The sequence below is a fragment of the Streptomyces sp. cmx-4-9 genome (assembly GCF_046548835.1).
Lineage (GTDB): Bacteria > Actinomycetota > Actinomycetes > Streptomycetales > Streptomycetaceae > Streptomyces.
Window position 1 is genome coordinate 210,623 of sequence record NZ_JAEBEE010000007.1, and the last position, 22,798, is coordinate 233,420.

The window sequence follows — 22,798 nt, forward strand, 5'->3', positions numbered from 1 at the left end:
CGGCGCGTCCGTAGCGTCGCCGGGGTGAGCACCCACGCGTCCCGCCCCGACCGCCCCCACCGCCCGGCCCGCCCGGCCCGGGGCACGGGCCTGCTGATGCTGGTCGGCGGCCTGGTCGGCATGCTGGCCTCGGGCGTCCTCACCCACGACCGGCTGCGCACGCTGGAGGACCCCCTCTTCACCCCGGGATGCTCCGTCAACCCCGTTCTGAACTGCGGGGGTGTGATGTCCACCTGGCAGGGCAACCTGCTCGGCTTCCCCAACATGCTGATCGGCATCGCCGGCTTCGCAGCCCTGGCGGCCCTGGGCGCGGCCGTGGTGGCCGGGGCGGAGCTGCCGCGCCGGCTGTGGCAGGGCGTCTGGGCGGCGACCGCCGCGGGCTTCGCCTTCACGGTGTGGCTGATCGGCCAGTGCCTGTACGTGATCGGTGCGCTGTGCCCCTGGTGCGCGGTCGTCTGGGCGGTGGTGATCCCGCTGTTCTGGTACGTCACCCGCCAGCTGGCCGGCCCCGGCTCACGGCTGCGGGCCCTCCCCCACTGGCTGGTCCCGCTGACCCTGTACGGGGTGGTGGCCGTGCTCGTCCTGACCCGCTTCGGCAGCGCCCTGCTGTGACCCCGGCCCGCGTACGGGCACGGGCGAAGCAACGGCGTACGGCATACGGCGAAGGCCCCCGCACCGTCGGTCGGTACGGGGGCCTTCGCGGGCCTTGCGGGGCGTCAGCCCTGCGGCAGCGCTGCCAGCTGAGCCTGGAGCCGTGCGATGTCCGCCTCGGCCTTGGCCAGACGGCCCTTGATCTTGTCCACGACGTTGTCGGGGGCCTTGGCGATGAACGCCTCGTTCCCGAGCTTCGCCTCGGCCTGCTGCTTCTCCTTCTCGGCGGCGCCGAGGTCCTTGGTCAGCCGCTTGCGCTCGGCGGGCACGTCGATGGTCCCGGACAGGTCCAGGGCGACGGTGGCACCGGCGACCGGCAGGGTGGCGGTGGCGCTGAACGCCTCGCCCTCCGGCTGGAGGCGCAGCAGCTGGCGGATGGCGCCCTCGTGCGCGGCCAGCGCGGTGCCCGACAGGTCCAGACGGGCCGGGACCTTCTGGCCGTCCTGCAGACCCTGCTCCTTGCGGAAGCGCCGGACCTCGGTGACGACGGACTGGACGCTGCGGACCTCGGCTTCGGCAGCCTCGTCACGGAAGCCGCTGTCCTGCGGCCACTCGGCGATCACGAGGGACTCGCGGCCGGTGAGGGTGGTCCACAGGGTCTCGGTGACGAAGGGGACCACCGGGTGCAGCAGGCGCAGCATGACGTCGAGGACCTCACCCAGCACCCGGCCGGAGACCTTCGCCTGCTCGCCGCCCGCGAAGAAGGTCGTCTTCGACAGCTCGACGTACCAGCTGAAGACCTCGTCCCACGCGAAGTGGTACAGGGAGTCCGACAGCTTCGAGAACTGGTAGTCCTCGTAGAAGGCGTCGACCTCGGCCACGGTCTTGTTGAGCCGCGACAGGATCCACCGGTCGGTCGCCGACATCTGCTCGGCCGGCGGCAGCTCGCCCTCGATCGTGGCGCCGTTCATCAGCGCGAAGCGCGTGGCGTTCCAGATCTTGTTGGCGAAGTTCCGGGAAGCCTGCACCCAGTCCTCGCCGATCGGGACGTCGACACCCGGGTTGGCGCCGCGGGCCAGGGTGAAGCGGACCGCGTCCGATCCGTAGGTGTCCATCCAGTCGAGCGGGTTGACCGCGTTCCCGAAGGACTTCGACATCTTCTTGCCGAACTGGTCGCGGACCATTCCGTGCAGGGCGATGGTGTGGAACGGCGGGGTGCCGTCCATGGCGTACAGGCCGAACATCATCATCCGGGCGACCCAGAAGAACAGGATGTCGTAGCCGGTGACCAGGACGGAGTTCGGGTAGAACTTCGCCAGGCTCTCGGTCTGCCGCGGCCAGCCGAGCGTGGAGAAGGGCCACAGGCCCGACGAGAACCAGGTGTCCAGGACGTCGGTGTCCTGGGTCCAGCCCTCACCCGAGGGCGGCTGCTCGTCCGGTCCGACGCAGACGACCTCGCCGTTCGGGCCGTACCAGACGGGGATGCGGTGGCCCCACCACAGCTGGCGCGAGATGCACCAGTCGTGCAGGTTGTCGACCCAGTCGAAGTACCGCTTCTCCATCTCCTGCGGGTGGATCGTGACGCGCCCGTCCCGGACGGCGTCACCGGCAGCCTGGGCGAGCGGGCCGACCTTCACCCACCACTGCATGGACAGCCGCGGCTCGATGGTGGTCTTGCAGCGGGAGCAGTGGCCGACGGAGTGGGAGTACGGGCGCTTCTCGGCGACGATCCGGCCCTCGGCGCGCAGCGCGGCGACGATGGCGGATCGGGCTTCGAGCCGGTCCAGTCCCTGGAAGGGCCCGTGGACCGTGATGATGGCGTGCTCGTCCATGACGGCGAGGTTCGGCAGGCCGTGGCGCTGGCCGATCTCGAAGTCGTTCGGGTCGTGCGCGGGGGTCACCTTGACCGCGCCGGTGCCGAACGCGGGGTCGACGTGCTCGTCCGCGACGATCGGGATGCGGCGGCCGGTCAGCGGCAGCTCGATCTCGGTGCCGACCATGTGCCGGTAGCGCTCGTCCTCGGGGTGGACGGCCACGGCCGTGTCGCCCAGCATCGTCTCGGCGCGGGTGGTGGCGACGACGATGGAGTCCTCCCCGTCGCCGTACCGGATGGAGACGAGTTCGCCGTCGTCGTCCTGGTACTCGACCTCGATGTCCGAGATCGCCGTGAGGCAGCGCGGGCACCAGTTGATGATGCGCTCGGCGCGGTAGATCAGTTCGTCGTCGTAGAGCTTCTTGAAGATGGTCTGGACGGCCTCGGAGAGGCCCTCGTCCATGGTGAAGCGCTCACGCGACCAGTCGACGCCGTCGCCGAGGCGGCGCATCTGACCGGAGATCTGTCCGCCGGACTCGCCCTTCCACTGCCAGACGCGCTCGACGAAGGCCTCACGGCCCAGGTCGTGGCGGGACTTGCCCTCCTTGGCGAGTTCGCGCTCGACGACGTTCTGGGTCGCGATGCCCGCGTGGTCCATGCCGGGCTGCCACAGGGTCTCGAAGCCCTGCATGCGCTTGCGGCGCGTCAGGGCGTCGATCAGCGTGTGCTCGAAGGCGTGGCCCAGGTGGAGCGAGCCCGTGACGTTCGGCGGCGGGATGACGATGGTGTACGGCGGCTTCTCGCTGGTCGCATCGGCCTCGAAGTAGCCACGCTCCACCCAGCGCTCGTAGAGCTTCGCCTCTACCTCGGCCGGCGCGTACTGGGTCGGCAGTTCGGAGTCGGGGCTGCTGGGTGTCTGCGTGTTCTCGGTCACGAGCCACAGTTTAGAGCGGTAACAGTCCAGTCATGAAACCGGTAATCCAGGGGGCCCGGCACCCCTCCCGGTCCCGGCTTCCGACAGGATGTGAGGAACGTATAAACAACCTCATGGGGGACGCGCGATGAGCTACAACCAGCCGGGGCCGTACGGACAGCAGCCGCAGCAGCCGGGACCGTACGGACAGCAGCCCCAGCAGCCCGGTCCGTACGGACAGCAGCCGCAGCAGCCGGGCCCCTACGGCCAGCCCGCCCCGCAGCCGGGCTACGGCTACCCGCAGCAGCCCGGCGTCCCGCCGCAGGGCTACCCCCAGCAGCCGCCGGCCCCGCCGTACGGCCACCCCCAGCAGGCCCCGTACGGCGGGATGCCCCCGCAGCAGCCGCCGAAGAAGTCGAAGACCGGCGTGATCGTGGTGAGTTCGGTCGTGGCCGTCGCGGTGATCGCGGCCGGCAGCTGGTTCCTCCTGAAGGACGGCGGCTCCGGCTCGGTGTCCGCCGACACCAAGGGCTACAAGCTCGTCGCCCCGGAGACCGTGGACGACTTCAAGAAGAACCCGAAGCACGAGGAGGGCTCCTTCACCGACAAGGAGAAGAAGGAGGCCGAGGCGGCGGGCATCAAGGACCCGACCCAGGTGGGCATGGACTACCAGGCCGGCGACCCGAAGAACCCCCTGACGGCCAAGGGCCTCAACTTCCAGGGCATGTACGGCGAGGTCGCCGACCCCGAGAAGGCGGTGGACGGGTACTTCGCCATGGCCAAGGTGAACATCGCCAAGGAGGGCAAGTCCGAGATCGAGCTCCTCGGGACCCCCAAGTCGATCACCCCGGCCGGGTTCAAGGGCGCGGTGATGAAGTGCCAGAACTTCAAGTTCACCTCCAAGGACACCTCGGAGAAGGGGCCCAAGGAGGCGACCCTGCCGTTCTGCATCTGGGGTGACTACAGCACCCTCAGCATCGTCAGCGCCACGGACATCGCCTCCGTGCTCGCCGGCAAGCCCGGCTACACCCTGGAGCAGACCGCGGAACTCGCCGGGAAGCTCTACAACACGGCCCGCGTGAAGAAGTAGCAGCGCACCGCGGCCGCATGCGAAAGGGGCGCCCCCTCGGGGGCGCCCCTTTGCGTACCGCTTGCCGCATGCCGTGCAGAGGTCAGGCCGACTTCTCGTGCGGGCCCTGGTCCTTGGGGACGATGCGCGGGACCAGCGTCGGGTTGACGTTGGAGCGGACCACGTCCGCGGTGATGACCACGCGGGCCACGTCCTTGCGGGACGGGACCTCGTACATCACCGACATCAGGACCTCTTCCATGATGGCGCGCAGGCCGCGCGCGCCGGTCTGGCGGAGGATCGCCTGGTCCGCGATGGCTTCGAGGGCCTCGCGCTCGAAGTCCAGCTCCACACCGTCGAGTTCGAACAGCCGCTGGTACTGCTTCACCAGGGCGTTGCGCGGCTCGATCAGGATCTGCAGCAGGGCCTCGCGGTCCAGGTTGTGCACCGAGGTGATGACGGGGAGACGGCCGATGAACTCGGGGATCATCCCGAACTTCACCAAGTCCTCCGGCATGACCTCCTGGAACTGGTTGCTGGCCTCGATCTCGCGCTTCGAGCGGATCGTCGCCGCGAAACCGATGCCCTTCGCGCCCGCACGCGACTCGATGATCTTCTCCAGGCCCGCGAAGGCGCCGCCCACGATGAAGAGCACGTTCGTCGTGTCGATCTGGATGAACTCCTGGTGCGGGTGCTTGCGCCCGCCCTGCGGCGGAACGGAGGCCGTCGTGCCCTCCAGGATCTTCAGCAGGGCCTGCTGCACGCCCTCGCCGCTGACGTCGCGCGTGATCGACGGGTTCTCGCTCTTGCGGGCGACCTTGTCGATCTCGTCGATGTAGATGATCCCGGTCTCGGCCTTCTTGACGTCGTAGTCCGCCGCCTGGATCAGCTTCAGCAGGATGTTCTCGACGTCCTCGCCGACGTACCCGGCCTCCGTCAGCGCCGTGGCGTCGGCGATGGCGAACGGGACGTTCAGCATGCGGGCGAGCGTCTGCGCCAGCAGGGTCTTGCCGGAGCCGGTCGGGCCGAGCAGCAGGATGTTGGACTTCGCGAGCTCGATCGCGTCCTCACGGCCCTGTGCGCCGCCGTTCTCACCGGCCTGGACCCGCTTGTAGTGGTTGTACACCGCCACGGAGAGCGCCTTCTTCGCCGGCTCCTGGCCGACGACGTAGCTCTCCAGGAACTCGTAGATCTCACGGGGCTTGGGGAGTTCTTCCCACCGGACCTCGGAGGTCTCCGCGAGCTCCTCTTCGATGATCTCGTTGCAGAGGTCGATGCACTCGTCGCAGATGTACACACCGGGTCCTGCGATGAGCTTCTTCACCTGCTTCTGGCTCTTTCCGCAGAACGAGCACTTGAGCAGGTCGCCGCCGTCACCGATGCGTGCCACGAGGTGCTTCCCCTTCGCCTGGGAGACGCCTGGTTCAGCGCTCCTGGTGCCTCATATCCGACGGTACCTTGCCGGGGGCCCCGTGCGGGGCCCCCTTGACGTGGTTCACATCGCCGAATCCGGCGACGGGCCCACGCCACTTGGCGGCAAGGATCAGGCCGCGTTCATCTTTCGGGTGGACACGACCTGGTCGACCAGGCCGTACGCGAGCGCGTCCTCGGCAGTGAGGATCTTGTCGCGCTCGATGTCCTCGCGGATCTTCTCCAGCGGGGTCGTCGAGTGCTTGGCCAGCATGGACTCCAGCTGGTCGCGCATGCGCAGGATCTCGTTGGCCGCGATCTCCAGGTCGGAGAGCTGCTCGCGGCCGGTGCCGCCGGACGGCTGGTGGATCAGCACGCGGGCGTTCGGCAGGGCCAGTCGCTTGCCGGGGGTGCCGGCGGCGAGCAGGACCGCGGCGGCGGAGGCCGCCTGGCCCATGCAGACCGTGGAGATGTCCGGCTTCACGAACTGCATCGTGTCGTAGATCGCCGTCAGCGCGGTGAAGGAGCCGCCGGGGCTGTTGATGTAGATCGAGATGTCACGGTCCGGGTCCATCGACTCCAGGCACAGCAGCTGCGCCATGACGTCGTTGGCGGAGGCGTCGTCGATCTGCACGCCGAGGAAGATGATGCGCTCCTCGAAGAGCTTCGCGTACGGGTCGTACTCGCGCACGCCCTGCGAAGTGCGCTCCACGAAGCGCGGGATGACGTAGCGGTTGTCCACCTGGGGACCGGTGTGGAGGCCGCTCGCGGGAGAGAGGTTGTTCATGTACATCTGGGTGTTCACCATCCTGGTGGCGTTCTGCGGGCTGTCGGCTGCGGGGTACTGACGGTGGTGCCGGAGGTCAGGCCCCGGTGCCGCCGCCGCCCGGAACGTTGGACGCGGCCGAGATGATCTCGTCGATCAGGCCGTAGTCCTTGGCCTCCTCGGAGGTGAACCAGCGGTCGCGGTCACCGTCGCGGATGATCGCCTCCACCGTCTGGCCCGAGTGGAACGCGGTGATCTCGGCCATCCGCTGCTTGGTGCGCAGCAGGTACTGGGCCTGGATCTTGATGTCCGACGCGGTGCCGCCGATGCCGGCGGAGCCCTGGTGCATCAGGATGTCGGTGTTCGGCAGGGCGAAGCGCTTGCCCTTGGCGCCACCGGTGAGCAGGAACTGGCCCATGGAGGCCGCCATTCCCATGCCGATGGTGACGACGTCGTTGGGGATGTACTGCATGGTGTCGTAGACGGCCATGCCGGCCGTCACCGAGCCACCGGGGCTGTTGATGTACAGGTAGATGTCCTTCTCCGGCTCGGCGGCCAGGAGGAGGAGCTGCGCCGTGATCTTGTTCGCGATGTCGTCGTCTACCTGCTGGCCGAGGAAGATGATGCGCTCGCCGAGCAGCCGGTTGTAGACATGGTCGCCGAGGCCGCCACCGATGGACGGCTCACCCGCGGCGTAAGGCTTCAGATTCGTCACGTATCCACCTGCTCGTCTCCGACGGCCATGTGCCGTCTCAGCGTCTCGTTCTGGGGCGCGGCCCCACCGGTACGGACAAGTCCGCCGGCATCCGGGTACTCCCGTGCCCTCGTATTCATGGACCCTAACGCGCAGGTGGGACAACGCCATCCCGCTTCCCGAACTGTTCGCTCGGAGCGCAAGGTCGCAAACCCTTGCGGGGAGCGTGCGGAAGGGCCCGGACGCAACGGCGTCCGGGCCCTTCGGCACTGCTCAGCGGGCTGCGCCGGCAGTACCGCCCACTGCTGCGGGCGGCCGCGCGGTGCGGCCGGCGGTCCTACTTGGCCTCGTCGGCCTTGTCCTCGGCGTCACCCTCGGCCGCGGCCTCGACCGTCTCGGCGGCCTGCTCCTCGTCCTCGTCGGAGAGGTCGACGACCTCACCCTTGGTGTCGACGACCTTGGCGGCCTCGACGACGACCGCGAGGGCCTTGCCGCGGGCGACCTCGCCGACCAGCATCGGGACCTGGCCGCCCTCGACGACGGCCTGGGCGAACTGGTCGGGGGACATGCCGGAGGAGGCGGCGCGGCGCATGAGGTGCTCGGTGAGCTCCTCCTGGTCGACGCCCAGCTTCTCCTTGTTGACCAGCGCGTCGAGGACGAACTGGGTCTTGATGCCCTTGATCGCCTGCTCGGAGGTCTCGGCGTCGAACTCCTCGACCGTCTTGCCCTGGAACTCCAGGTACTTCTCGATGGTCAGACCCATCTGGCCGAGCTGGTGGTGCTCCAGGTTGTGCTTGCGGGTCTGGACCTCGTCCGCGAGGAGCTTCTCGGGGATCGGGACCTCGACGAGCTCCAGCAGCTTCTCCAGGACGCGCTCCTGGGCCTGCGTGGCCTGGTCGTACTGCTTCATGTCCTCAAGGCGCTTGCGGCTGTCGGCCTTCAGGGCGTCCAGGGTGTCGAACTCGCTCGCCATCTGCGCGAACTCGTCGTCCAGCTCCGGGAGCTCCTTGGCGGAGACCTTGGTGACCTTGACGGTGACCTCGGCGTCCTTGCCCTCGGCGGAACCGCCCTTCAGCTGCGAGGTGAAGGTGGCCTCGCCGCCGGCCTCCAGGCCCTTGACGGCCTCGTCGATGCCTTCGAGCAGCTCGCCCGAGCCGATGGTGTAGGACACGTCGGACGCGACGCCGTCCTCCAGCACCTCGCCGTCGACCTTGGCCTCGAGGTCGATGACGACGACGTCACCCTCCTCGGCGGCGCGCTCGACGTCCTTGGTGGACGCGAAGCGGCCGCGCAGCTGCTCGACGGACTTCTCGACGTCCTCGTCGGAGACCTCGATGGCGTCGACCTCGACCTCGATGCCGGAGTAGTCCGGGATCTCGATCTCGGGGCGCACGTCGACCTCGGCGGTGAAGGCCAGCAGCTCGCCGTCCTTCAGCTCCGTGATGTCGACCTCGGGCTGGCCCAGCGGGTTCAGGTCGGCCTCGTTGACGGCCTCGGTGTAGAACTTCGGGAGGGCGTCGTTGACGGCCTCCTCCAGCACCGCACCGCGGCCGAAGCGCTGGTCGATGACGCGGGCGGGGATCTTGCCCTTGCGGAAGCCCTTCACCGTGACCTGCTGGTTGATCTTCTTGTACGCCGCGTCGAGGCTGTCCTTGAGCTCCTCGAAGGGCACCTCAACAGTGAGCCGAACCCGAGTCGGGTTCAGGGTCTCCACGGCGCTCTTCACGGTTCGGTCTCCTTGTGGCTGACTGCTGGGGATTCTGCCGTCACGCTGAGATGCAGCGGTTCGGCGGACTTCGGCCCGGTACATCAGACACACGGGCACGCAGCTTGCATAGTAACCGCAAGCGGCAATCAGCCCACAACGCGATCTTGTGGAAACCCCCCGCGGAGGACGAAGGGGACCCTGCTGGTGGTCGGGGTGGCCGGATTCGAACCGACGACCTTCCGCTCCCAAAGCGGACGCGCTACCAAGCTGCGCCACACCCCGTCGGTGCGACACGTAGGGTACATGCCCGGAGACCCTCCGATGTGCTGGGTTTCCCGGTTCCGCGGGCTTTTCCGGCGGTTCCGCCCCGCACCGCCCCGCCGGGCGAGCGCCGCGGCCGCGCACGGGGTGTGCGATCCCCCGGCCCGACCCGCTAGGATGCTGTCCGTGCCGCGGTCCCGTACGGCGGCGCACACGCTGCGGGCGTAGCTCAATGGTAGAGCCCTAGTCTTCCAAACTAGCTACGCGGGTTCGATTCCCGTCGCCCGCTCTCCGTACTGAAGGGCCAGGTCAGAGGACATCTCCTCGACCTGGCCCTTGGTCGTTCCCGGAGCCTGCGATCAGCCCGCCGTGTCCCCCGCGTGCCCGCTGAGCGCATCGGCGCCCAGCCCGTCCCGGCCCGCACGGGCGTGCCGGTGGACCAGCGGGGCGCGAGCGGTGCTGTGGCCGACTGCCCCTTGCCCGGCTCGTCGACGGACCGCCGGACGCGCGCCGCGGCGTGGTCCACCACCAGGGCTCCCGCGGTGACCTCCGCACCCCGGGCGGACCTCGACCCCGGAGCTTGGCCCGGGAGCGGCATGATGTCCTGCGTGACGAACAGCGCAGACCTGCATCCTGACCGGATAGCGGGGTACGACGGTGGCCCCCTCACACACGAGACGGGATTCCTGGACGAGCCGCTGTTCTGGCTCGGGCATCTCTCCTCGTGTGCCCGAGCGGAGGGAGCCGAGGAACTCCTCTTCGGCGCGGACTACGACGCGGCAGGCGAGTTCCAAAGGCGGTTGTGGGAGCAGGCGAAGTGGCCGACCTTCACCATCCCGCTCGCCGGCGATCACCGCCTCCACGTCGTCTATCGCACCCTCACGGACGAGGCCGGCACCGACTACCTCCTCCACCACCCCGACTGGGAGAAAGCCGAGCTGCTCGCCCGGGACGACGGGCACTGCATAGGGCCGGGCCTGTCCTGGCCCGAGCTGGTGGCGGCTGCGGACAACGCGCTGCCCGGCGGGAGTACCACCGACCCGCATGCCCGGCTGCTGCTTCTGCTTCCCGCGTTGGGTGACGACGAACTACCAGGGGATGCTGTGGAGCGCCTGGCGGCCGCCTTGTGCGCCTGTACCGGCGTGGAGGACCCCGAAGCCCTCGGAGCCGTTCTCCTGAATACTCAGGGGGCACCTGGCCCCGCGCGCTGGAAAACAGACAGTCGCGGCTCCTCCGTCAACGACGGCGCGTACTCCTCCCGCAACCCCGCCAACCACTTTGCGCTGCCGGCTGATCGGTTGTCCCGGGTGGCCGCCGCGTTCGCCCCCTGACCGGCGTACGGCCTCTACTCGACCCTCATGCGCTCCCGGGGCCGTGATCAGTCGTCAGGGCTGCGGGTCGTCCTTTGTGCGCCGGGGGCCGGGGAGTCGGCCACGTCCTTGCCCGGCTCGGAGAGGTACGCCTTCTGGACCCCGCCCACCCGCAGGGAGCGTCGGGCCACCACGCGGCCGGGCACCGAATCGGGCGGTGCGTCGCTGGCGATCGCCATGAGCCGCGCCGGGAACTCCAGGGTGTCGCCCACGTCGACCGTTTGCGGAGGCAGGTAGGAGAGGACCCCGTCGAAGAGGGACTTGCGGTCTTCGGTGACTTCCTTCCGGAAGATGACCTGGTCACCGTCCCCGTCGGAGCGGGGAGCGGGTTGCAGGGAGACCCGGCCGGCGCCCGGCCCGGTGGAAACCGTGAGCAGGGCGAGCAGACCGATCACCCCGGCGAGCGCCGGCAGGATCCACAGCCAGTTCCGTCGCGTTCCAGACACCGGCCGACCATATCGCCAGCTTACGGTGGAATTCGCCCCCGGAAACCGGCGCGTTTCCCTGTCGCGCCGAGCGGCCGTGCCGGGGGGCGGTGCGGGGCTCGCCCGGCAGGTGCGTGCCGGGGGCTACAGCTTGATGTTGGCGATCATCGTGGCGAGGGAGTTCAGGAAGCGGTTCACGTCGTCCGCGATGGAGCTGGACGCGAGGAAGAAGCCGAACAGGGCGGCGATGATGGCGGGTCCCGCCTTGATGTGGTTGCCGCGGATCAGCACCACCAGGATGACGCCCAACAGAACCACCACTGAGAGCGAAATGGCCACTACTGATCACACCTTCGGTCGTCCTCTGGTCGGCCCGGGGCGCACGGCCACGCACACCCCCACATGGACCATCCTCCCACCAACAGGCCCCGGCTATCCGCTCCGTGACGAATCACCGTCGTTCTGTTTGCGCCGGCCGCGGGTTCAGCGGGCACGTGGAGGCCGTCCGGATCCGGTCACGGGGCGGTGAGGCCGAGCAGGGAGCGGACGTGGGCGTACTTGGCGGACAGCCGTGCGCGGGTGGGTTCGTCCAGTACGGACAGCCGTACGGGATCGGCGTTGTGCGCCAGGTCGGCCTCCTTGACCAGCAGGGCGCCCGGGGTGGCGAGGATGCGGGCCGCGTACTCCTCGACCGGTTCGCCGGGGCGTTTGGTGACCGCGAGGACCATGTCCTTGACCTGCTGCGGGAGGGCTGCCGCGTCGAGCCAGTGGAGGCTGAGCGCCGCGTCCTCCACCGCGTCGTGCAGCCAGGCCGCGGCCTGCTGTTCGGGGCTGCCGCCGCGCAGGCGGACGCCTTCGGCCACGGCCGCGAGGTGTTCCGCGTACGGCCGGCCGGCCTTGTCCGTCTGCCCTTCGTGCGCGGCGCGCGCGACGGCCTCGACCTCCAGGAGGGTCAGGGGGCTGCTCGTCATGCGGTCTCCCTTGCTGCGGCGCCGAGGGCTCGGGCGATCCGGTCCACATCGGCTTGTGTGGTGCGCCAGTTGGAGAACGCGGCGCGCAGGGCGGGGGTTCCCCCGTAGACGGTCGGGGTGACGAACACCTCGGCGGCCGCGGCCTCGCGCAGGGCGGTCAGCCGGGCGGGGGTGGGGTCGGCGGCGAGGGTGAAGCAGACGACGTTGAGGCGGACCGGGGCGAGGAGGGTGAAGGCGGGGTCGCCGCGGAGCCGTTCGCCGAGGGCGCGGGCGCAGGCGATGTCGCGTTCGACGATCTCGCGGTGGCCGCGGCGTCCGTACGCGCGGAGCGTGAACCAGGCGGCGAGCGCGCGCAGCCGGTGGGAGTTCTCGGGGGTGAGGTGGACCAGGTCGGGGTGGTCGCCGAGGGGGCCGAGGTAGGCGGCGGAGTTCTGGAACACGCGGGCTTGGAGGTCTTGGCGGCGGGTGAACTGGACGGCGCTGTCGTAGGGGACGTTGAGCCATTTGTGCAGGTCGACGCAGAGGGAGTCGGAGGCGTCGAGGCCGTCCGCGAGGTGTGCGTGCTCCGGGGAGAGGGCGGCGAAGGCGCCGAAGGCGGCGTCGGTGTGCAGCCAGAAGTCGTGGCGGTCCTTGAGGGCGGCGACGGCCCGCAGGTCGTCGAAGTCGACGGTGTTGACGGTGCCGGCGTTGGCGACGACCACGGCCGGACCGGGGGTGTCGGCGAGGGCGCGGTCCAGGGCGGCGGGGTCGACCGCCTCCCGGCCGGGGAGGGTGGGGATGGGGACGAGGGCGCGGCGGCCCAGGCCGAGGACGGACAGGGCCTTGCCGATGGAGGAGTGCGGGGCGCCGGACAGGACGCGGACGGGGCCGAGGGCGGCGGCGCCGTCCTCGGCCGGGGAGACGCCGAGGCGTTCGCCGAGCCATTCCCGGGCGATGGCGAGCCCGGTGGTGTTGGACATGGTGGCGCCGCTGACGAAGGTGCCGGTGTGGGCGGGTGAGAGGTGGAAGAGCTCGCGGAGCCAGCCGACGGTCTCGCGTTCGAGCTGCTGGCCGGCGCCGTCGAGGGCGGAGTTGGAGTTCTGGTCGTGGGCGGCGGTGAGCCAGTCCCCCGCAAGGGCGGCGGGGGTGGCTCCGCCGGTGACGAAGCCGAGGTAGCGGGGGCCGGCGGACGCCGAGAGCCGCGGGGCCCAGCGCTCCTGGAAGGCGGCGAGGGCCTCTGCGGCGCCGGCGCCGTGTTCCGGCAGGGCCGGGGGTGCGGGGTCGTACGGCGAACCGGCCGGCGGTACGACGGGGCGCGCGTCCAGCGTGGTCAGTGCGGCCGCGGCGGCGCGGAGGGTGGCGTCGAGGAGGTCGGGGAGCCGGGCGAGGTCGGCGGCGAGTGTGCGGTCCATGGGGGCACGGTAGGCCCCGCCGGTCCGCCGGGGACGGGCCAATCCGGCCCGGGTGGCCGGCGCGCCGCCGGTCCCGCTGCGGGGCGGGGCCCGGCGGTCGGGCGGGCCTGGCGGGTGGGTGGGGCCCGGCGGAGCCCGGCGGGCGGGCGGGGCCGGGTGGGCGGGGCCCGGCGGCCGGGTGGGCGGAGCCCGACGTCGCGCGGCGGCCGAGTGGGCAGAGCCCGGCAGCCCGGCGGTCGGGCGGGCGAAGCCCGACGTAGCCCGGCGGCCGGGTGGGGCCCGGCGGTTGGGCGGGCGCAGCCCAGCGGAGTCCGGCGGCCCGACGGAGCCCGGCGTTCGGGTGCGGCCCGGATGGCGGGCCGGGCGGGGCCCGGCGGTCGGGGCCCGGCGGTCGGGGCCCGGCGGCCAGGTGGGCCCGGCGGGCGGGTGGGGTCGGCCCGGCCCGGCGGGGTCCGCCGGGGTAGACCCCGGCGGAGGCTACCCCGGCGGGGTCGCCGGGGTAGCCTCCGCCGCCCGGAGCGGTCGGGGGTCGGTGTGCGGGGCGCGCCGGGCGGTCAGGGCGTACGGGCCGCGTCCGCCGGGCAGGGCGTACGAGGCCAGTCCGGTAAGGCGTACCGGCTGGCGTCCGCCGGGGGGGCGTAGGGGCCCAGTCCGGCCCGGGGGCGTACAGGGTGCCGGTGCAACGCGGTTGCGTTCGTGCCGGGTTGGGGTGGGTGCGTAGGGTCGGGGGATGGTGGACGGGGTGTGGGGGCGGGGCGTGGTCGGGGTGTTCGGCGGGGTCGGGGTGCTGGTGGGGGTGTTGGCGGGGTGCGAGGTGCCGCCGGCTCCGCAGGCCGCGCCCGGGCCGACCGCCGGGGTTGCGGAGCGCAGCGCGCGGCCGTCCGTGGGGCAGCCGCCTGCGCGGCCCTCCGCCGGGGCGTCCGGGCAGGCGTGTCCCGAGGGCGGGGTGCGGCTGGCCGAAGGCGGCGGGGACGCGGCCATGAGCCTGCGGGTGGAGGGGTACGAGCTCCTCAACTGCGGCGCCGTCGACTACGTGCTGGAGGGGTTTCCCGAGGTCCGGCTGCTCGACAAGGCGCGCCGGCCGGTGGAGGTGGCCGTCGGGCACGGTTCGGCCCCGATCACCTCGCAGGTCCCGGCCGTGGACGCGCCGGCGGAGCGCGTGCTGCTGAAGCCCGGCCAGGCCGCTTCCCTGACGACGGTGTGGCGCAACCTGGTCACGGACTCCTCGGTGCCCGCGGTCGAGGGCTGGGCGCTGGAGGTGACGCCGAAGCCGGGTGCCCCGCGGCTGACGCTGGAGCTGACCCGGCCCGTCGACCTCGGCAATACCGGCCGGTTGGGGATCGGGCCGTGGCGGGCGGCCTCCCCCCGGCGCTGACGCCCCCGCCCGACGCGGCCCCGCGCCCGCCCGGCGCCGTCCCGCCCGCGCCGCGGGCGGTGCGTCAGGGTGAGCGGCGGATGAGGAGCAGGGCGCGGTCGTCGTTGACGTCCTTGGCGACCTTCTCGATGAGGTGCCAGGCGGCGCCGTCCCAGCCGGAGGCCACGTAGCGGTCGGCTTCGCCGGTGAGCCGGTCGATGCCCTCGCTGATCTCGCGGTCGGCGGTCTCGACGAGGCCGTCGGTGAAGAGCATGAGGACGTCGCCGCGGCGGAGGTTGCCGCGGGCGGGCAGGAACTCGGCGCCGTCGTAGACCCCGAGCAGCGGGCCCTCGCCGGTCTTCTCCTGCCAGCGGCCCGTGCCGGCGGAGAGCTGGAGCGCGGGGAGGTGCCCGGCGGAGAGGAGTTCGTAGTCGCCGCTCTCCAGGTCCAGGACGAGGTGGATGGAGGTGGCGAAGCCCTCGTCCCAGTCCTGGCGGAGCAGGTAGCCGTTGGCGGCGGGCAGGAAGCCGTGCGGTGGCAGGGCGCCGAGCAGTCCCCCGAAGGCACCGGACAGCAGCAGGGCCCTGGAGCCGGCTTCCATCCCCTTGCCGGAGACGTCGGTCAGGACGATCTCCAGGGTGCGGCCGCCGTTGGTGCGGGCGGCGACGACGAAGTCTCCGGAGAAGGACTGGCCGCCGGCCGGACGCAGGGCCATCTCGCGGTGCCATCCGCGGGGCAGGGCGGGCAGTTTGCTCTGGACGCGGATCCGTTCGCGGAGGTCGAAGAGCATGGTGCCCCCGCGCCGCCAGGGGACGCCGACCCGGCTGCGGAACTGGGCGATGAGCAGCCCGAAGAATCCGCAGGCGGCGACGACCAGCACCACACCGGGGGTGACCCGGGCCGGTCCCTGGGTGTACGGGCCGAGGACGAGGGCTTCGACGATCAGTGCGGCCGCGGAGGCCGCGTACAGGGCGAGGAGGCTGGCGGGGCGCAGCAGCAGCCCTCCGGCCACGATGGGCAGGACGAGCGCGGCGGGCGAGAACCAGACGGGCAGCATGATCGTGCCCCAGGCGATGGCGGGCACGGTGAGGAGGAGCCCGCCGAAGGCGAGCCAGTCGGAGCCGTCGCCCCGGAAGTAGTCGACGGCGGATTTCCGCAGGGCTGTGCGGCCCCGGTGCGACAGCATGCGCATCCGGGCCAGGAGGGGTTCCACTCGTGCTCCGGCCATTGCTTCGGGACCCTATCCATCCTGGCTGTGGATGCGCAGGGGTACCCCGGGACCGTGGGCACATTGCGGCCCGAAAACCCTTCGCCCGCGGCGGAATGCCCTGGTAAGGATGATCGCATGGCTCTTGAGATGCGCGTTTTGGAGCAGGACGAGTGGGATGTCTGGTTCGATCACCTGGAACTGGCGTTCGGTGGTGTGGCGGAGTCCCCGCAGGGGCGTGAACTGTTCCGCTCCCTGACCGAGCCGGCGCGCTCGCTGGGGGTGTGGGACGGCGCGGAGTGCGTGGGTTCCGCCTCGGCGTTCAGCTTCCGTGTCGCGGTGCCGGGCGGGGCGCTGGTGCCCGCCGCGGGGGTCACCATGGTGGGGGTGACGCCGACGCACCGCCGCCGCGGGGTGCTGAGTTCGCTGATGCGGCGCCAGTTGGACGACGTGCGCGTGGCCGGCGAGGCGCTGGCGGTGCTGACGGCTTCGGATCCGGCGATCTACGGGCGCTTCGGCTACGGCACGGCGACGTACTCCGTGGCTCTGGAGGTCGACACCGCGCGGGTGCGGCTGAACGTGCCGCCGGGGACGGACGGGGTGCGGTTGCGGCTGGTCGACCCGGTGCGGGCGCTGCCCGACTGCGAGCGGGTGTACGCGCAACTGGTCGCCCGGCGTCCGGGGATGCTGGCCCGGCAGCCCGGCTGGGAGCGGGCGGCGGTCTCCGATCCGCCCGAGGACCGCGGCGGCGCCTCCCCGCTGAAGTGCGTGGTGGCCGAGCGGGCGGACGGCGGGGTGGCCGGGTACGCTCGCTACCGGGTCAAGGCGGACTGGAGTGCGGCCGGTTCGGAGGGGAAGGTCGAGGTCGCGGACCTGGATGCGCTGGATCCGGCGGCGACGGCGGCGCTGTGGCGCTACCTGTTCTCCATCGACCTGACCTGGACGGTGCGCACCGGCAAGCGGCCGGTGGACGATCCGCTGCTGCATCTGGTCAGCGATGTCCGCTGGTCGCGGCCGACCGTGCGCGACGGGCTCCACGTCCGGCTGGTGGACCTGCCGGCGGCGCTGGAGGCGCGGGCGTACGGGGCGGCGGTGGACGTGGTCCTGGAGGTCGAGGACGCGTTCTGCCCGTGGAACGCGGGGCGCTGGCGGCTGACGGTGGCCGCGAACGGCGCAAAGGCCTCCTGCACCCGGACATCGGACCCGGCGGAGCTGGCGCTGTCGGTGCGGGAGCTGGGCGCGGTGTACCTGGGCGGGGTCGCCCTCGGTGCGCTGGCGGCGGCCGGCCGGGTGCGCGAGCTGCGTCCGGGTGCGCTGACGGAGGCTTCGCGGGCCTTCGCCGGGGACGTCGCGCCCTGGCTCCCGCACGGGTTCTGACCGGGCCCGCCGGGCGGCCGGCCCGCGGTCAGCGGGTCTGGCAGCCGGGGCACCAGAAGAGGTTGCGCGCGGCGAGTCCGGCGGTGCGGACCTCGGTTCCGCAGAGGTGGCAGGGCTGGTGCGCGCGGCGGTAGACGTAGACCTCTCCGCCGTGGTCGTCGACTCTCGGGGGCCGTCCCATGGCCTCGGGGAGGTGTTCGTCGCGGACCGTGTCGATGCGGTTGTTGCGCACGCCCTCGCGCATCAGCAGGACCAGGTCGGCCCACAGGGCGTCCCATTCGGCGCGGGTGAGGTCCTTGCCGAGGCGGTACGGGTCGATGCCGTGCCGGAAGAGGACCTCGGCGCGGTAGACGTTGCCGACGCCCGCGACCACCTTCTGGTCCATGAGCAGGGCGGCGACGGTGGTCCGCGAGCGGGAGATCCGGGCCCAGGCGCGGTCCGGGTCGTCCCCCGGGCGCAGCGGGTCGGGGCCCAGCCGGTCGCCTATCGCGGCCTTCTCGGCGTCCGTGACCCAGGCGCAGACGGTCGGGCCGCGCAGGTCGGAGTACCAGGCGTCGTTGGCCAGGCGCAGCCGGACCGTGTCGCCGGCCGCGGGGGCGGGCGCGGGTCCGAGGGCGTACTTGCCGAAGAGCCCCAGGTGGATGTGGATCCAGCCGCTGTCCCGGAAGCCCAGGAAGAGGTGCTTGCCGTGGGCGTCGACGGCGTCCAGGACCCGGCCGTCGAGGAGGGCCGCGCTGTCGGCGAACCGGCCCTGGGGGCTGCTGACGGCGGTCTCCCGGCCGGCGAACCGTTCGAGGTGGTCCTCGGCCAGGCGGTGGATCGTATGCCCCTCGGGCACGGTGGTGCTCCTCGCGTACGGACGGAAACGGCCGCGCCGTTCCCCGGGAGACGGGGGCGGCGCGGCCGGAAGGGGGATCAGCCCTGCGGGTGGTGGGCGGGGATCGGGGGGAGCTCGCCGGTCTGCTCGTAGGCGGTGAGCATGTCGATACGGCGGGTGTGGCGCTCCTCGCCGGAGTACGGGGTCGCCAGGAAGGCCTCGATGAAGCTGACGGCCTCGTCCTGGGGGTGCATGCGGCCGCCGACGGAGATCACGTTGGCGTTGTTGTGCTCACGGCCCAGCTTCGCGGTCTCCACGCTCCAGGCGAGGATGGCGCGGACGCCCTTGACCTTGTTCGCGGCGATCTGCTCGCCGTTGCCGGAGCCGCCGATCACGATGCCGAGGCTGTCGGCGTCCGCGGCGGTCTTCTCCGCGGCGCGCAGGCAGAACGGGGGGTAGTCGTCCACGGCGTCGTAGATGTGGGGCCCGCAGTCGACGGGCTCGTGGCCGTTGTTCTTGAGCCAGTCCACCAGGTGGTTCTTGAGCTCAAAACCGGCATGGTCGGATCCGAGGTACACGCGCATGGTCCGAGTGTGGCACGTGGGGGCCCGCGGGCCCGCAGCGGGTGTCGCGTAAATCACTTCTAAAGCTCAAGTAAACCCAAAGAACGCAGATGGGACACGGCAGGACCGAGGTCCTGGACGTTCATCCCAAGGCAACGATCCGGATTGAGGTCTTCCGTCCTGCGTTCATCTCAGGTTTGAATGCCGGGGCTCGCAACCCGAGAACCTAAGGATCCGTCCATGAGTTCCACGTCGACCCTTAAGAAGACAGGCGACCCTTCCGGTGAACCCGGGTCCGCCCCGTCCTCAGACGGTCTGAAGGCCGGTCTCAAGAACCGCCACCTGTCCATGATCGCCATTGGCGGTGTCATCGGCGCCGGTCTCTTCGTCGGCTCCGGCGGCGGCATCGCCAAGGCCGGACCGGCCATCCTCGTCTCGTACGCACTCGTCGGCGCCATGGTCGTCTTCGTGATGCGGATGCTGGGCGAGATGGCGGCCGCCAGCCCGAACTCGGGCTCCTTCTCGGCGTACGCCGACCGGGCGCTCGGCCGGTGGGCCGGATTCTCCATCGGCTGGCTCTACTGGTTCTTCTGGGTCGTCGTGCTCGCCGTGGAGGCCACCGCCGGTGCGGTCATCCTCGAAGGATGGGTCCCGGCCGTCCCGCAGTGGGCCTGGGCGCTGATCGTGATGGCGGTCCTGACCGTCACCAACCTCGGCTCGGTCGCCTCGTACGGCGAGTTCGAGTTCTGGTTCGCGGGCATCAAGGTCGTCGCCATCGGCGCGTTCGTGGTCATCGGCATGCTGGCCGTGTTCGGCGTGCTGCCGGGCTCGGACAACCCGGGCGCGGGCTTCGCCCACCTCACCGACACCGGCGGGTTCATGCCCAACGGCTGGGGCTCGATCCTCACCGGTGTGCTGATGGTCGTCTTCTCCTTCATGGGCAGCGAGATCGTCACGCTGGCGGCCGGCGAGTCCGAGGACCCGCGGCGCGCGGTCACCAAGGCCACCAACTCGGTGATCTGGCGCATCGGCATCTTCTACCTGGGCTCGATCTTCATCGTCCTGACCCTGCTGCCGTGGAACGACCAGTCGATCGTCGAGAAGGGCTCCTACGTCGCCGCCCTGGACTCGATCGGCATCGCGCACGCCGGCCAGATCATGAACGTGATCGTCCTGACCGCCGTGCTGTCCTGCCTGAACTCGGGCCTGTACACCGCTTCCCGCATGGCGTTCTCGCTGGGCGAGCGCGGCGATGCGCCGAAGGCCTTCGCCAAGGTCAACAAGAGGGGCGTGCCGACGGCCGCGATCCTGGGCTCCGTGGTGTTCGGCTTCGTCGCCGTCTACTTCAACTACGCCTTCAAGGACACGGTCTTCAGCTTCCTGCTGAACTCCTCGGGTGCCATCGCCCTCTTCGTGTGGCTGGTCATCTGCCTGACCCAGCTGCGGATGCGCCGGATCCTGGAGCGCGAGGCCCCGGAGAAGCTCGCCGTCAAGATGTGGCTCTTCCCGTACCTGACCTGGGCCACCGCCGCGATGATCACCTTCGTGCTGGCCTACATGGTCTACGACAAGGACAACCGCGAGGTCGTCCTGCTGTCCCTGCTGGTGGCGGCCGTGGTGCTCGTCATCGGCGTGGTGCGCGACATGCGCCGCAAGGCCGCGGCCCGCGGCTGACGGCCGCCCGCCCCGCTGCGCACCCGCACGGCAGCCCCGGACCACCGCGCGTGGTCCGGGGCTGCCGTGCGGGTGCGGGAGCCGGGCTCAGCCGCGGCGGCCGGCCAGCTTCCAGGCGGCGGGCAGCGCGCCCATGGCCAGGGCCGCCTTGAGGGCGTCGCCGACGAGGAAGGGGACCAGGCCGGCCGCCACGGCCGCGCCGAGGGACATGCCGGTCGCGGCCATCAGGTACGGCACGCCCACCGCGTAGACCACGGCGGAGCCGAGCACCATCGTGCCCGCCGTCCGCAGCACCGAGCGGTCGGCGCCGCGCCGCGCGAGGGCGCCGACGAGGGTGGCGGCGAGCAGCATGCCCAGCACGTAGCCGAACGAGGCGCCGCCCGCGCCCGAGGTGCCGTCGGCGAACCAGGGCAGCCCCGCCGAGCCGAGGAGCGCGTACAGGGCCAGCGCGAGGAAGCCGCGGCGGGCGCCGAAGGCGGTGCCCACCAGCAGCGCCGCGAAGGTCTGGCCGGTGACGGGGACCGGGGAGCCGGGGACGGGCACGGCGATCTGCGCGGCGAGGCCGGTCAGCGCGGCTCCGCCGGTGACCAGGGCGATGTCGCGGACGCGGCTCGCGGGCAGCAGGTCGGCGAGGACGGCGCCGGGCCGGAAGGAGACGGAAGCGGTGCTCATCGGGGCTCCGGGAGGTGGTGGTGACGGGACGATCACCGACGTTAGTGCGCGGTCCGCCGCGGCCCCACCGCCGCCCGCCACAAAGGCGTACTCCCCGGTTTGGTGGGGACCGGACAAAGACCGCCCCCTCCCCCGCGAGGGCGTGATGCGCATCACGGGGAAGATCCGACAACACGTCCGTTTTGCACGGAAGGCAGCCCCCCGGTGAGACTGTAGGGTCCCGCCAATCCGGCGCGGAGCCCCCCACCACCGCTGGGCCGAACGAGAGTACGAGCGCCCCTGATGCCCGACCGCACGCCAGAAGCTTCTCCGTCCACACCCGACCTGCCCGCAGAGCCGTTGAGCCACAGCCTCAAGCAGCGCCACCTGACCATGCTGGGTCTCGGCGGTGTGATCGGCGCCGGGCTCTTCGTCGGCTCCGGGGCCGGCATCGCCATCGCCGGGCCCGCGATCATCTGCTCCTACCTGCTCGCGGGCGTCCTCGCGATGCTGGTGATGCGGGCCCTCGGCGAGATGTCCGCAGCGATGCCCGCCTCCGGCTCCTTCTCCGTGTACGCGGAGAAGGCCCTGGGCCGGTGGGCGGGCTTCTCGGCGGGCTGGCTGTACTGGTTCCTGCTGGTCGTGGTGCTCGCCGTGGAGGCCACCGCCGCCGCGAAGATCGCCCACGGGTGGCTGCCCGCGGTCGCCCAGTGGGTCTGGGTGCTCCTGTTCATGGTGGTCTTCACCGCCGCCAACCTGGCCGCCGTGCGCAATTTCGGCGAGTTCGAGTTCTGGTTCGCCGCGCTGAAGGTCGGGGCGATCGTGCTCTTCCTGGCCCTCGGCACCCTCGCGGTCTTCGGGCTGCTGCCCGACACCGAGCCGGTGGGCCTGGCCAACCTGACCGGTCAGGGCGGCTTCTTCCCGGCGGGCTTCGGCGGGGTCATCGCGGGGATGCTCGCGGTCGTCTTCGCCTTCGGCGGCCTGGAGGTCGTCACGATCGCGGCCGCCGAGTCGGACGACCCGGCCCGCTCGGTGGCGCGCGCCGTGCGCAGCGCGGTGTGGCGCATCCTCTTCTTCTACGTGGGCTCGATGCTGGTCATCGTCACCCTGCTGCCCTGGGACTCGCTGGAGCCGGGCGAGAGCCCGTACGTGGCCGTCCTGGACTCCCTCGGGATCCGGGGGGCCGGCCAGATCATGAACGTCGTGGTGTTCGTGGCCCTGCTGTCGGCGCTCAACGCGAACCTGTACGGGTCCTCGCGCATCGTCCTCTCGCTGGCCGAGCGCGGCGAGGCTCCCGCGTCCCTGCTGCGGGTCTCGCGCGACGGGGTGCCGCGGCGGGCGGTCTTCGCCTCGGTGGCCTTCGGTTTCGTCTCGGTGGTGCTGAACCTGCTGTGGCCGGACACGATCTTCCTGTACATGCTGAACGCGGTCGGCGCGGTCCTGCTGTTCGTGTGGGCGCTGATCGCCGTCTCCCAGCTGAAGCTGCGCCGGACCATCGAGCGGGACATGCCGGAGCGGCTCACCCTGCCGATGTGGCTCTTCCCGTACCTCACCTGGGCCGCGCTCCTCGGCATGGCGGCGGTCCTGGTCCTGATGCTGTTCGACGAAGCCGCCCGGCCGCAGCTGCTGTGGTCCTCGGGGGCGGCCGCGGCGGTCCTGGCGGTGGCGGGCCTGCGCGAGCTGCGGGACCGGCGCCGGGGGGCCGCGGACCGGGCGGCGTCCTAGCCGGTACCGCCCGTCCGTCCGGGGCGCCGTCGAGCGGGCCGGGCCCTG

At 71.4% G+C, this 22,798-nt stretch carries 20 protein-coding genes and 2 tRNA genes; 8 read left to right on the forward strand and 14 right to left on the reverse strand.

What is annotated here, in order from left to right; all coding sequences use genetic code 11:
• The first annotated feature begins 24 nt into the window (after positions 1-24).
• Positions 25-612: a vitamin K epoxide reductase family protein gene (locus ACLJTM_RS22600; protein WP_411105497.1), complete on the forward strand. Its 588-nt coding sequence runs from the start codon at positions 25-27 to the stop codon at positions 610-612.
• 104 nt (positions 613-716) lie between these two features.
• Here ACLJTM_RS22600 and ACLJTM_RS22605 read toward each other — a convergent pair whose 3' ends face one another.
• Positions 717-3,338, reverse strand: coding sequence for a valine--tRNA ligase (locus ACLJTM_RS22605; RefSeq protein WP_411105498.1), 2,622 nt, complete (start codon positions 3,336-3,338; stop codon positions 717-719).
• A gap of 127 nt (positions 3,339-3,465) precedes the next feature.
• Here ACLJTM_RS22605 and ACLJTM_RS22610 point away from each other — a divergent pair, with 127 nt between their 5' ends.
• A complete protein-coding gene (locus ACLJTM_RS22610; RefSeq protein WP_411105499.1) occupies positions 3,466-4,407 on the forward strand; it encodes a hypothetical protein in 942 nt (313 codons plus the stop codon).
• 82 nt (positions 4,408-4,489) lie between these two features.
• Here ACLJTM_RS22610 and clpX read toward each other — a convergent pair whose 3' ends face one another.
• From clpX to ACLJTM_RS22635, 5 genes are all read right to left on the reverse strand, one after another.
• Positions 4,490-5,776: an ATP-dependent Clp protease ATP-binding subunit ClpX gene (gene clpX, locus ACLJTM_RS22615; protein WP_411105500.1), complete on the reverse strand. Its 1,287-nt coding sequence runs from the start codon at positions 5,774-5,776 to the stop codon at positions 4,490-4,492.
• Between the two features lie 153 nt (positions 5,777-5,929).
• Positions 5,930-6,604, reverse strand: coding sequence for an ATP-dependent Clp protease proteolytic subunit (locus ACLJTM_RS22620; protein WP_411105501.1), 675 nt, complete (start codon positions 6,602-6,604; stop codon positions 5,930-5,932).
• A gap of 55 nt (positions 6,605-6,659) precedes the next feature.
• On the reverse strand, positions 6,660-7,277 hold the full coding sequence (locus ACLJTM_RS22625) for an ATP-dependent Clp protease proteolytic subunit (RefSeq protein ID WP_030026957.1): 618 nt from the start codon (positions 7,275-7,277) through the stop codon (positions 6,660-6,662).
• A 316-nt stretch (positions 7,278-7,593) separates the two neighbouring features.
• Positions 7,594-8,982 carry a trigger factor gene (tig, locus tag ACLJTM_RS22630; RefSeq protein ID WP_411105502.1) on the reverse strand — a complete coding sequence of 463 codons (1,389 nt, stop codon included), beginning with the start codon at positions 8,980-8,982 and terminating at the stop codon, positions 7,594-7,596.
• A 187-nt stretch (positions 8,983-9,169) separates the two neighbouring features.
• A tRNA-Pro gene (locus ACLJTM_RS22635) sits at positions 9,170-9,246 on the reverse strand.
• Between the two features lie 197 nt (positions 9,247-9,443).
• Between ACLJTM_RS22635 and ACLJTM_RS22640 the strand changes: the two genes are divergently transcribed.
• Together ACLJTM_RS22640 and ACLJTM_RS22645 are read left to right on the forward strand one after the other, a co-directional pair.
• Positions 9,444-9,514: transfer RNA gene (locus ACLJTM_RS22640), tRNA-Gly, on the forward strand.
• Positions 9,515-9,833: 319 nt separating this feature from the next.
• Entirely contained in the window at positions 9,834-10,556 is a 723-nt protein-coding gene (locus ACLJTM_RS22645) for a hypothetical protein (protein WP_411105503.1), read from the forward strand.
• 47 nt (positions 10,557-10,603) lie between these two features.
• Here ACLJTM_RS22645 and ACLJTM_RS22650 read toward each other — a convergent pair whose 3' ends face one another.
• The 4 genes from ACLJTM_RS22650 to ACLJTM_RS22665 all read right to left on the reverse strand — a co-directional run bounded on the left by ACLJTM_RS22650 (position 10,604) and on the right by ACLJTM_RS22665 (position 13,382).
• Positions 10,604-11,041 carry a hypothetical protein gene (locus ACLJTM_RS22650; RefSeq protein ID WP_411105504.1) on the reverse strand — a complete coding sequence of 146 codons (438 nt, stop codon included), beginning with the start codon at positions 11,039-11,041 and terminating at the stop codon, positions 10,604-10,606.
• 123 nt (positions 11,042-11,164) lie between these two features.
• Positions 11,165-11,359, reverse strand: coding sequence for a hypothetical protein (locus ACLJTM_RS22655; RefSeq protein WP_266936682.1), 195 nt, complete (start codon positions 11,357-11,359; stop codon positions 11,165-11,167).
• A 176-nt stretch (positions 11,360-11,535) separates the two neighbouring features.
• Positions 11,536-11,991 (reverse strand): HD domain-containing protein, encoded by a 456-nt coding sequence (locus tag ACLJTM_RS22660; protein WP_411105505.1) that lies wholly within the window; start codon positions 11,989-11,991, stop codon positions 11,536-11,538.
• The gene (locus ACLJTM_RS22665; RefSeq protein ID WP_411105506.1) at positions 11,988-13,382 is read right to left on the reverse strand and encodes a pyridoxal phosphate-dependent decarboxylase family protein; all 1,395 of its coding nucleotides are present in this window, start codon (positions 13,380-13,382) and stop codon (positions 11,988-11,990) included. Before ACLJTM_RS22665 ends, ACLJTM_RS22660 begins: the two co-directional genes overlap by 4 nt.
• Positions 13,383-14,112: 730 nt before the next feature.
• Here ACLJTM_RS22665 and ACLJTM_RS22670 point away from each other — a divergent pair.
• Entirely contained in the window at positions 14,113-14,757 is a 645-nt protein-coding gene (locus ACLJTM_RS22670; RefSeq protein WP_411105507.1) for a DUF4232 domain-containing protein, read from the forward strand.
• 64 nt (positions 14,758-14,821) lie between these two features.
• On the opposite strand, the gene ACLJTM_RS22675 is transcribed toward ACLJTM_RS22670, so the two are convergent.
• On the reverse strand, positions 14,822-15,964 hold the full coding sequence (locus tag ACLJTM_RS22675; protein WP_411105508.1) for a PP2C family protein-serine/threonine phosphatase: 1,143 nt from the start codon (positions 15,962-15,964) through the stop codon (positions 14,822-14,824).
• Positions 15,965-16,081: 117 nt separating this feature from the next.
• Here ACLJTM_RS22675 and ACLJTM_RS22680 point away from each other — a divergent pair, with 117 nt between their 5' ends.
• Entirely contained in the window at positions 16,082-17,320 is a 1,239-nt protein-coding gene (locus tag ACLJTM_RS22680; protein WP_411105509.1) for a GNAT family N-acetyltransferase, read from the forward strand.
• A 28-nt stretch (positions 17,321-17,348) separates the two neighbouring features.
• Here ACLJTM_RS22680 and ACLJTM_RS22685 read toward each other — a convergent pair whose 3' ends face one another.
• Complete coding sequence (locus ACLJTM_RS22685; RefSeq protein WP_411105510.1) at positions 17,349-18,158, reverse strand: Fpg/Nei family DNA glycosylase; 810 nt, start codon at positions 18,156-18,158, stop codon at positions 17,349-17,351.
• A 77-nt stretch (positions 18,159-18,235) separates the two neighbouring features.
• Positions 18,236-18,721, reverse strand: a complete 486-nt coding sequence (locus ACLJTM_RS22690) for a ribose-5-phosphate isomerase (RefSeq protein WP_411105511.1) — start codon at positions 18,719-18,721, stop codon at positions 18,236-18,238.
• 219 nt (positions 18,722-18,940) lie between these two features.
• Between ACLJTM_RS22690 and ACLJTM_RS22695 the strand changes: the two genes are divergently transcribed.
• Positions 18,941-20,374 (forward strand): amino acid permease, encoded by a 1,434-nt coding sequence (locus tag ACLJTM_RS22695; RefSeq protein ID WP_411105512.1) that lies wholly within the window; start codon positions 18,941-18,943, stop codon positions 20,372-20,374.
• 87 nt (positions 20,375-20,461) lie between these two features.
• On the opposite strand, the gene ACLJTM_RS22700 is transcribed toward ACLJTM_RS22695, so the two are convergent.
• The gene (locus tag ACLJTM_RS22700; RefSeq protein WP_411105513.1) at positions 20,462-21,046 is read right to left on the reverse strand and encodes a biotin transporter BioY; all 585 of its coding nucleotides are present in this window, start codon (positions 21,044-21,046) and stop codon (positions 20,462-20,464) included.
• A gap of 282 nt (positions 21,047-21,328) precedes the next feature.
• Between ACLJTM_RS22700 and ACLJTM_RS22705 the strand changes: the two genes are divergently transcribed.
• Positions 21,329-22,750 carry an amino acid permease gene (locus ACLJTM_RS22705; protein WP_411105514.1) on the forward strand — a complete coding sequence of 474 codons (1,422 nt, stop codon included), beginning with the start codon at positions 21,329-21,331 and terminating at the stop codon, positions 22,748-22,750.
• The last annotated feature ends 48 nt before the right edge of the window (positions 22,751-22,798 follow it).